Annotated in this window: 8 protein-coding genes and 1 tRNA gene; 4 read left to right on the forward strand and 5 right to left on the reverse strand. The window is 67.1% G+C overall.

The window, feature by feature from the left end:
- Positions 1-132: 132 nt before the first annotated feature.
- Both NGF19_RS13850 and NGF19_RS30970 read left to right on the forward strand, forming a co-directional pair.
- Entirely contained in the window at positions 133-2,400 is a 2,268-nt protein-coding gene (locus NGF19_RS13850) for a (Fe-S)-binding protein (protein ID WP_252425161.1), read from the forward strand.
- A 273-nt stretch (positions 2,401-2,673) separates the two neighbouring features.
- Positions 2,674-3,564, forward strand: a complete 891-nt coding sequence (locus NGF19_RS30970; RefSeq protein WP_252425162.1) for a YIP1 family protein — start codon at positions 2,674-2,676, stop codon at positions 3,562-3,564.
- A gap of 276 nt (positions 3,565-3,840) precedes the next feature.
- Here the strand turns inward: NGF19_RS30970 and NGF19_RS13860 are convergent, their stop codons facing one another.
- Both NGF19_RS13860 and dcd read right to left on the reverse strand, forming a co-directional pair.
- A complete protein-coding gene (locus tag NGF19_RS13860; RefSeq protein WP_252425163.1) occupies positions 3,841-4,341 on the reverse strand; it encodes a phosphoribosyltransferase in 501 nt (166 codons plus the stop codon).
- Positions 4,342-4,349: 8 nt separating this feature from the next.
- A complete protein-coding gene (dcd, locus tag NGF19_RS13865) occupies positions 4,350-4,925 on the reverse strand; it encodes a dCTP deaminase (RefSeq protein ID WP_252425164.1) in 576 nt (191 codons plus the stop codon).
- 503 nt (positions 4,926-5,428) lie between these two features.
- Between dcd and NGF19_RS13870 the strand changes: the two genes are divergently transcribed.
- Positions 5,429-5,502 (forward strand) — tRNA-Gly (locus tag NGF19_RS13870).
- Between the two features lie 261 nt (positions 5,503-5,763).
- Here the strand turns inward: NGF19_RS13870 and NGF19_RS13875 are convergent.
- Entirely contained in the window at positions 5,764-6,213 is a 450-nt protein-coding gene (locus tag NGF19_RS13875) for a PIN domain-containing protein (RefSeq protein WP_252425165.1), read from the reverse strand.
- Positions 6,210-6,476 (reverse strand): ribbon-helix-helix domain-containing protein, encoded by a 267-nt coding sequence (locus NGF19_RS13880; RefSeq protein ID WP_252425166.1) that lies wholly within the window; start codon positions 6,474-6,476, stop codon positions 6,210-6,212. The genes NGF19_RS13875 and NGF19_RS13880 overlap by 4 nt, the downstream gene beginning before the upstream one ends.
- Positions 6,477-6,786: 310 nt before the next feature.
- On the opposite strand from NGF19_RS13880, the gene NGF19_RS13885 reads away from it, so the two are divergent.
- A complete protein-coding gene (locus NGF19_RS13885; protein ID WP_252425167.1) occupies positions 6,787-7,335 on the forward strand; it encodes a DUF4158 domain-containing protein in 549 nt (182 codons plus the stop codon).
- Positions 7,336-7,390: 55 nt separating this feature from the next.
- Here NGF19_RS13885 and NGF19_RS13890 read toward each other — a convergent pair.
- The coding region (locus NGF19_RS13890; RefSeq protein WP_252425168.1) for an MMPL family transporter at positions 7,391-7,610 on the reverse strand (220 nt) is incomplete at its 5' end.

Below are 7,610 nucleotides of genomic sequence, written 5' to 3' on the forward strand. Positions count from 1 at the left end.
GGCATTACAGTGCGCCAGAGATATGGGTAGTCTCAGACGGACTGCATAAGTTACCGCTTAGTAATTGCCCTTCGAGGTACACAGGACGTACATCGGAGGGAGGAAACCCCCTCGCAGGCCCGAGGAGCCCCAATGCAACTCGCCGCGATCATCGTGTCGCTGGTACTGATCGTGGTCGGCGTGGCACTGTTCGGCCGCGCCGTCCTACAGATCGTCGCCCATATGCGGCTCGGCCAGCCCGTGCCCGCCGGGACCCGCACCGACGATCCGAAGCAGCGCACCCTCACCGTGGTCAAGGAGTTCCTCGGCCACACCCGGATGAACCGCTGGGGCGTCGTCGGCGTCGCGCACTGGTTCGTGGCGGTGGGCTTCTTCACCCTCCTGCTGACCATCGTCAACGCGATCGGCCAGCTCTTCCAGGCCGACTGGATCCTGCCGATCCTCGGTGAGTGGGCCCCGTACAACGTCTACGTCGAGTTCATCGGCACGATGACGATCATCGGCATCCTCGCCCTGATCGTGATCCGCCAGCTCAGCAAGCCGAACAAGCCGGGCCGCAAGTCCCGCTTCGCCGGCTCCAACTTCGGCCAGGCGTACTTCGTCGAGTGCGTCATCCTCATCGTCGGCGTCTGCATCTTCATGCTGCACGCCCTCGAAGGCGCCCAGCACCACGTGGACGGCTACGAGGCCTCGTTCTTCCTCTCGTACCCAGTGGTCTCCTGGCTCGAGGGCATGGACCTCTCCACGCTCCAGAACCTCACGTACTTCTTCGCCGGCCTGAAGATCGCGACCTCCTTCATCTGGATGATCACGGTCGCCCTGAAGACCGACATGGGCGTCGCCTGGCACCGCTTCCTCGCCTTCCCCAACATCTGGTTCAAGCGCGAGGCCGACGGCGGTACGGCCCTCGGTGCCCTGCCGCCGATGACCTCCGGCGGCAAGACGATCGACTTCACCGACCCCGGCGAGGACGACGTCTTCGGTGTCTCCCAGATCGAGCACTTCTCCTGGAAGGGCCTGCTGGACTTCTCCACCTGCACGGAGTGCGGTCGCTGCCAGTCGCAGTGCCCGGCGTGGAACACCGGCAAGCCGCTCTCCCCGAAGCTGCTGATCATGTCGCTGCGCGACCACGCGCACGCCAAGGCCCCGTATCTGCTGGCCGGTGGCGGCAAGACCATGGAGGGCGAGGAGAAGGCCTCGGCCGAGGCCCTCGCCGACGTCCCCGCCGCCGCGCTCGCGGAGGCCGAGCGCCCGCTGATCGGCACGGCCGAGGAGAACGGCGTCATCGACCCGGACGTCCTGTGGTCCTGCACCACCTGCGGCGCCTGTGTCGAGCAGTGCCCGGTCGACATCGAGCACATCGACCACATCGTCGACATGCGCCGCTACCAGGTGATGATCGAGTCCGCGTTCCCGTCCGAGGCGGGCACGATGCTCAAGAACCTGGAGAAGAAGGGCAACCCCTGGGGCCTGGCCAAGAAGCAGCGCCTGGAGTGGACCAAGGAGGTCGACTTCGACGTCCCGGTCGTCGGCAAGGACATCGAGGACCTGTCCGAGGTCGAGTACCTGTACTGGGTCGGCTGCGCCGGTGCCCTGGAGGACCGCGCCAAGAAGACGACGAAGGCGTTCGCCGAACTCCTGCACATCGCGGGCGTGAAGTTCGCGATCATGGGCGGCGACGAGAAGTGCACCGGTGACTCCGCCCGCCGCCTGGGCAACGAGCCCCTGTTCCAGGAGCTCGGCATGGAGAACGTCGCCGCGCTGAACATGGCGTTCGGCGAGGACGACGACGACCCGGCGACGAAGAAGCCGAAGTCGGCCAAGAAGATCGTCGCGACCTGCCCGCACTGCCTCAACACCCTGGGCAACGAGTACCCGCAGCTCGGCGGCGACTACGAGGTCATCCACCACACGCAGTTGCTCCAGCACCTCGTGGACGAGGGCAAGCTGCTCCCCGTCACGCCGGTCGAGGGCATCATCACCTACCACGACCCGTGCTACCTGGGCCGCCACAACAAGATCTACACGCCCCCGCGCGAGATCATCGGCAAGGTCCCGGGCCTGCGCAACGAGGAGATGCACCGCCACAAGGAGCGCGGCTTCTGCTGTGGCGCCGGTGGCGCCCGGATGTGGATGGAAGAGCGGATCGGCAAGCGCATCAACGACGAGCGCGTCGACGAGGCCCTCTCCCTCAACCCCGACATCGTCTCGACGGCCTGCCCGTTCTGCCTCGTCATGCTGACCGACTCGGTCAATGGCAAGAAGAACGACGGCAAGGCCAAGGAGTCCATCCAGGTCGTGGACGTCGCCCAGTTGCTCCTCGACTCCGTCAGGACGCCTGCCGACCCGAGCGACGACGAGCAGACGTCGAGCGAGCCGGAGCCCGAGCCGGTGAAGTAGCCGACGTTCCCGCAGCACAGCGGAACAGAGTCCGGAGGCCGGAGTCGCACCACGCGACTCCGGCCTCCGCCGCGTACGGCACAAGCGGGAGGGGGCGGATCCGCCCCGTACGCGACCGTACGCGCGCTCACCGCCCCCAAACCCCAAGAGGCCACGAGCGCCCCCTGATTCTCGGCCTCGGGCCCCTTAGGGGATGTCACAGCTCGGCCGCAATGCCGCTCCCCCGGCCCCGGGCCGGTACGTCACCCTCCGGAACCAGGTACGTTCGAAGGCGTGGCTGGATTCAGGAACGGGCACGGCCGGCCGGACCGTGCTCCTCAAGGGCGACCGCAACATCCTCCGTACGGACAGCAGGCCCCTCAGGGCCCCTCGTACGGCTACCCCGCCGCGCCGCAGCAGCAGAACGGCGGACCACAGCCCTACGGCGGTCAGCCGCAGTGGCAGGAGCCGCAGGGGCACGGCGAGCCGGAGTACTTCGGCAACGCCGATCCGGGCTACCAACACCCCGCGGACCCGTACGCGGCCAACAACCCTGGCCACACGCAGGCGTTCGCCCTGGGCGAGGACCCGTACAGCGACGGCGAGACCTACCGCGCGGGCCAGGCCGCCGCTCCGCCGATCGGGCCGCGCCTGCACTGGAAGGAGCTGCTGCCGGGCGTCGTGACGTCCCCGAACCGCACGTTCCTGCAGATGCGGGACTACACGATGTGGGGCCCGGCCCTGATCGTGACGTTCCTGTACGGCCTGCTCGCGGTCTTCGGCTTCGACAACGCCCGTGAGGACGCGATCAACGCCACCCTGGCGAACGCGATACCCATCGTGCTGACGACGGCCGTGGCGATGTCGCTCAGCTCGTTCATCCTGGGCGTGGTGACCCACACCCTGGCCCGTCAGCTCGGCGGCGACGGCGCCTGGCAGCCCACGGTCGGCCTCTCGATGCTGATCATGTCCCTCACGGACGCGCCCCGCCTGTTCGTCGCGATGTTCTTCGGCGGCGACGCGGCCTTCGTCCAACTCCTGGGCTGGGCGACGTGGGTGGCGGCCGGCGCGCTGCTGACCCTGATGGTCTCCAAGTCCCATGATCTGCCGTGGCCCAAGGCGTTGGGCGCATCGGCGATCCAGTTGATCGCGATCCTGTCGATCATCAAGCTGGGCACGTTCTAGGGCCTGTCGTCACATTCCCGTCGTCGCCCGCAGAGCGGCCCCGCGGCGTCTGGTGCGTGCTCTCGGCGTGCCGGGCGGAAGCCCTCGTACTGGACGTACGTGGGCTTTCGTCCGGTGCGGCGAGAGTGCGTGCCGGGCGCCGCGGGGCAGACGGGAATGTGACGACAGGCCCTAGAGGGCGTCGGGAACGTGACAGGGCCGGGGCCTCAGCCCCGGCCACACGCTCCTCGACGCTCCGACCCGCGTACCGACGACGGCTGGGCCCGGCTCGCGGACCTACGCGTCGAGCACCTGCCCGGCCCGCTTCACGACCGGCTCGTCCACGCTCCAGGGGAAGTTGATCCAGTCGTCCGTACGCTTCCAGACGTACTCGCACTTCACGAGCGAGTGGGACTTCTCGTAGATCACCGCGGAGCGGACCTCGGCGACGGTCTCCAGGCAGAAGTCGTGCACCAGCTTCAGCGTCTTGCCGGTGTCCGCGACGTCGTCGGCGATCAGCACCTTCTTGTCGGTGAAGTCGATCGCGTTCGGGACGGGCGCGAGCATGACGGGCATCTCCAACGTGGTGCCCACACCCGTGTAGAACTCGACGTTCACCAGGTGGATGTTCTTGCAGTCCAGCGCGTACGCCAGACCGCCCGCGACGAACACTCCGCCACGCGCGATGCTGAGCACGATGTCGGGCTCGAAGCCGTCGTCGGCGATGGTCTGGGCCAGCTCGCGGACGGCGCGCCCGAACGTCTCGTAGCTGAGGTTCTCTCGTATGTCGTTCGTCATGATCTCGCTCACACCTGGGTCCGATGGAAGTTGAGGAAGGAGCGGGAGGGTGTGGGTCCACGCTGCCCCTGGTAGCGCGAACCGTACCGCTCACTGCCGTACGGGTACTCGGCCGGCGAGCTGAGCCGGAACATGCAGAGCTGCCCGATCTTCATGCCCGGCCAGAGCTTGATGGGGAGGGTCGCGAGATTGGACAGTTCGAGCGTCACGTGTCCGGAGAAGCCGGGGTCGATGAACCCGGCGGTGGAGTGCGTGACGAGCCCGAGCCGCCCGAGGGAACTCTTCCCCTCCAGCCGCGACGCGAGGTCGTCGGGCAGGGTGATGACCTCGTACGTACTGGCGAGGACGAACTCCCCGGGGTGGAGGATGAAGGGCTCGTCGCCCTCCGGCTCGACGAGCCGCGTGAGGTCGGCCTGCTCGATGGAGGGGTCGATGTGGGGGTACTTGTGGTTCTCGAACACCCGGAAGTAGCGGTCGAGCCGCACGTCGATGCTCGAGGGCTGCACCATGGTCGGATCGAACGGGTCGATCCGGACCCGCCCCTTGTCGATCTCGGTCCGGATGTCCTTGTCTGAGAGAAGCACCCCCCGAGAATACGCAAGGCGCGCGGAGCCACCACAATCGTGACGACTCCGCGCGCCCGCACCGCTATGTCGCTACTGCTTCTCCAGCGTCACCGGCACCGCACTGCGGAGCCGGGCACAGCGCGGACACCGGACGAGCCGACCGGGCCCGAGACGGCCGGCCTGCTGCATCGGGAACGAAGCGGTAGTGAACACGTGCCCCTCGGCACAACGGACGACGGTGCGCTCCATCAAGTCCTCAGAGTCCCTTCCCCAAGAGCTTTCGTCCCACTGGCGTGACGGACGATGAAAGCCACATTACGGGAACAAAGGGACGAGTCTCCAGGGGGCACTCCGACCCCGCACGACCCCTCTGCCGAACCCCCACCGTACGCCCCAACTCCGGCCCCCCGCAGGCCGATCCACCCCCGAAACAACACCGGACCCGACGGCTTCGACACCGGGGGTCCGACATGGGGTACAGTGAGCGAGCATCACGACGCCAGCTCCACAAGGCGTCTTACGCGGGTGTAGTTTAATGGTAGAACATCAGCTTCCCAAGCTGAGAGCGCGAGTTCGATTCTCGTCACCCGCTCCATTTCGAACCCCCAGGTCATTGACCCGGGGGTTGTTTGTTGTCTAGTCCAATTCGGGTGTGGCGTGCCCTTGGTGCGCCCTAAGTTCCGATGAGACGCCCGAGCTGCCCTCCGACGACTGACCTCCCGAGCCTCGTAGGCTGCTGGACTCACCGTCCCGAGGCCGAAGGGAACCGAACCGTCCGTGTTCCTGCACGTGACTCGTCATGGGCGGTGCGCAAGCCGCTTGCGGGAGTGGGCACTTGACCGCTGAGGGACCTGCGTCAGAGCGGGAGATCATCGGGGAGTACCCGGAACGCCTTGTAGCGGCCCATTGGACGTACGGCCCGGAAGTCTCGTCGGTCGAGGGTGAGAATCGCGTCCGTGTCGTAGTCGGCGGCAAGCGCCACGTTCACCGCGTCGGCGAGGTCGAGGTCGAGGTCGAGCGCGCGGTAGCGGACACGGACGGACTGGGCGGCGCCCAGGTGGTCCTCGTTGATCTCCGGCATGACGACACGACCCCGGCTCATCCAGCGCCGCAGGTCGTCGACCGCGCTGAGGGCAGCCTCCCTGCCGAGCTCACGCGTCGCCACGTGATCCAGTTCGGCCAGCAGGAGCGGGGACATGACCAGCAGGCCCGCCGCCATGATCGCTTCGTTCGCCGCCCGGTGTTCCGGATGAGCCGAGTCCAGGGCTGCCAGAAGGCCGGACGTATCGGCAATGACAATGATCACGCGGCGGATCCGGAGCCCGAGCCGGTCTCACGCCGGGCGGCCTCGGCGACCGTGTCGCGGACCTCCGACTTGGACAGCGTGCGCCCCGGCCCCTCGAAGGTGCGCGAGAACAGCGGCTCGTCCCAGACCCTGTTCGCCATGGCCGCAAGGTGGATGCCCTGGCGGATGATCTCGGCCTCGCTTATGCCTCGGCGCTTGGCAGCCTCCTTGATGATGGCCAGGTCCTCGGGGTCGGCGTAGACGTTGGTGCGCTTCATGGACATGTACCAAGAGTAGTCCATGTACCGGATTGATGTATTGGGCGCACATCCCCATGGCCTGTTGCCGAGGACGGGTTTCCAGCCTTCCACCGACCCGGATATCCGAGCCATGGTCATCACCGAGCTGTATCGGCACACCGCCGACGGCATACTCGCATGGCGCTACGGGCCCTCGGCCGCGAAGAACAGATGCAGCTCAAGCGCGGTGATCAGCCGCTTGAACCGCGGATGCGCGGTCCTCTCGATCGAGGTCACAACCCACCCCGCCCCTGACGGAATCCAACATCACCACCAACGACACTGGTCCGTACGGGTGACGGGGCAAGGCCCTCAACAACGCAAGATCATCCCGCGGCGGGTTTCTGGCGTATCTGGGTCATGCCCCTTCGACGTCGACTCCGGAGGTGCGGGCGAGGCCGTCGAGGCCGTCCGCCCATCCCTGACGAGCCGTGACGAGGTCGAGTGGGCTGCCGCCCGGACCGACTGCGACGAGCACCTCCTGGCCCAGTTGCTCACGCTGAAGTCGTACCAGCGGATGGCGTGCTTGCCGAAGCTGGATGAGATCCCGGAGACGGTGGTCGACTTCGACCGCCGCGCGGTGGACCTGCCGGAGGGCACAATGCCGAGGGCCGCGAACCGTACGGCGGAACGGCAGCGTACCGCCGTACGGCAGCGGACGGGCTTGTCGTACGACAAGGCGAAAGCCCGGAAGATCGCCGAGGCGGTGATGCGGAGCGAGGCGGTGTCGAAGAACCGCCCGGCCGATCTCATCAACATCGCGCTGGAGAAGGTCGTCGAGGCCGGGCTGGAGCTGCCGGTACGGTCCGGGGTGAGCCGGTCGCCTGGCTGCTGCTGCCACTGAGTCCCGGTGATTCACCTCGTTCGTACGGGAGTTGAGGGGCCGACGGTCGAGCCGATCAGCCTACCGATTCCAGAGAGCGGGGGGCCTGTTCGGTGCTGCGGCGGGCACGGCGTACTCCGCGGGAGGGCCACCAGTTGGCCTCGCTCAGCAGGAGCATCAGGGACGGCAGAACCAGCATACGGATCACGAAGGCGTCCAGGAGGACCGCGACCGCGAGGCTGAAGCCGATCTGCTTCATCTCGATCAGGTGCAGGGCGGCGAAGCTGGCGAAGACC

This window comes from Streptomyces macrolidinus (assembly GCF_023887685.1).
GTDB classification, from domain to species: domain Bacteria; phylum Actinomycetota; class Actinomycetes; order Streptomycetales; family Streptomycetaceae; genus Streptomyces; species Streptomyces macrolidinus.

What these genes read in the sequence shown, in the direction of transcription:
- NGF19_RS13850 (WP_252425161.1), top strand. Translation starts at nt 133, where the DNA reads ATGCAACTCGCCGCGATCATCGTGTCGCTGGTACTGATCGTGGTCGGC.
- NGF19_RS13860 (WP_252425163.1), bottom strand. Translation starts at nt 4,341, where the DNA reads ATGACGAACGACATACGAGAGAACCTCAGCTACGAGACGTTCGGGCGC.
- NGF19_RS13880 (WP_252425166.1), bottom strand. Translation starts at nt 6,476, where the DNA reads ATGTCCATGAAGCGCACCAACGTCTACGCCGACCCCGAGGACCTGGCC.